The sequence below is a fragment of the Mesorhizobium sp. WSM4887 genome (genome assembly GCF_029625865.1).
In the GTDB taxonomy this organism is placed as follows: Bacteria; Pseudomonadota; Alphaproteobacteria; order Rhizobiales; family Rhizobiaceae; genus Mesorhizobium.
In genome coordinates this window covers 1-1,783 of sequence record NZ_JARTVP010000032.1, presented here as the reverse complement: position 1 = coordinate 1,783, position 1,783 = coordinate 1, and the positions used below count along the sequence as shown (strand labels likewise).

Sequence of the window (1,783 nt, the reverse complement as noted above, 5' to 3'; positions counted from 1 at the left end):
TCGTCGCCGGGCCGCAGCTGGTCGTGCCGGTGATGAACGCGCGCTATGCGCTCAATGCCGCCAATGCGCGCTGGGGCTCGCTTTATGACGCGCTCTACGGCACCGACGCCATTCCCGAGACCGCAGGTGCCGAAAGAGGCAAGGCGTTCAATCCCACGCGCGGCGCCAAGGTGATCGCCTGGGTCAGGGACTTCCTCGACCAGTCCGTGCCGCTGACCACCGGCAAATGGGCCGGCGTCAACGGGCTCTCGGTGGCGAACGGCGCGCTGAAGGTCGGCGAAGGCGCCGGCGCCACCACGCTTACCGACCCGAAGCAGTTCGCCGGCTACCGCGGCGACGCCGCCACGCCGGAAGCCGTGCTTCTGGTAAAGAACGGCCTGCATATCGAGATCGTCGTCGACCATGCCAGTCAGATCGGCAAGACCGATGCGGCCGGCATTGCCGACGTCGTCCTCGAGGCCGCCTTGACCACCATTCAGGATTGCGAGGATTCGGTCGCCGCCGTCGATGCCGAGGACAAGGTCGTCGTCTATCGCAACTGGCTCGGCCTGATGAAGGGCGACCTGGCGGAAGAGATCACCAAGGCCGGCAAGAGCTTTGTCCGCAAGCTCAATCCGGACCGCCGCTACACGGCGCCGAATGGCGGCCAGCTGCTGCTGCCCGGACGCTCGCTGATGCTGGTGAGGAATGTCGGCCACCTGATGACCAATCCGGCGATCCTCGACCGCGACGGCAACGAGGTGCCGGAAGGCATCATGGACGCGGCGCTCACCGCGCTGATCGCGCTGCACGATGTCGGCGACAACGGCCGCCGCGCCAACTCCCGTGCCGGCTCGATGTATGTGGTGAAGCCCAAGATGCACGGGCCGGAGGAAGTCGGCTTCGCCGTGGAAATCTTCGATCGCGTCGAGGTCCTGCTCGGCATGGCCAAGAACACCATCAAGATGGGCATCATGGACGAGGAGCGGCGGACCACCGTCAACCTCAAGGAAGCGATCCGCGCCGCAAGGGAGCGCGTCGTGTTCATCAACACCGGCTTCCTCGACCGCACCGGCGACGAGATCCACACCTCGATGGAAGCCGGCCCGATGATCCGCAAGGGCGACATGAAGCAGGCGGCCTGGATTTCCGCCTATGAGGCGTGGAACGTCGACACCGGCCTGGAATGCGGGCTCGCCGGCCACGCCCAGATCGGCAAGGGCATGTGGGCGATGCCGGATTTGATGGCGGCGATGCTGGAACAGAAGATCGCGCATCCCAAGGCCGGCGCCAACACCGCCTGGGTGCCGTCGCCGACCGCGGCGACGCTGCACGCCACCCACTATCATAAAGTGGATGTGCACGCCGTGCAGGCGGCGCTGAGGAGCCGGCCGAAGGCCAGGCTCGACGACATCCTGTCGGTGCCCGTGGCGGTGCGGCCGAACTGGACCCCGGACGAGATCCAGCGCGAGCTCGACAACAACGCGCAAGGCATTCTCGGCTATGTCGTGCGCTGGATCGATCAGGGTGTCGGCTGCTCGAAAGTGCCCGATATCAACGATGTCGGCCTGATGGAGGACCGCGCCACGCTGCGCATCTCCTCGCAGCACATCGCCAACTGGCTGCGCCACAAGGTGTGCTCGGAGATCCAGGTCCGGGATTCGCTGCAGCGCATGGCGGCGATCGTCGATCGCCAGAATGTCGGCGACCCGTTCTACCGGCCGATGGCGCCGGATTTCGACAAGTCGATCGCCTTCCAGGCCGCCTGCGACCTGGTGTTCAAGGGGACAGTCCAGCCCAACGG

1 protein-coding gene is annotated in these 1,783 nt (G+C 66.1%); it reads left to right on the top strand.

Annotated elements, in window-relative coordinates:
- Positions 1 to 1,783, top strand: a 1,783-nt coding sequence (locus tag P9230_RS32180) for a malate synthase G (RefSeq protein ID WP_278121744.1), incomplete at both ends; no start/stop codon positions are given.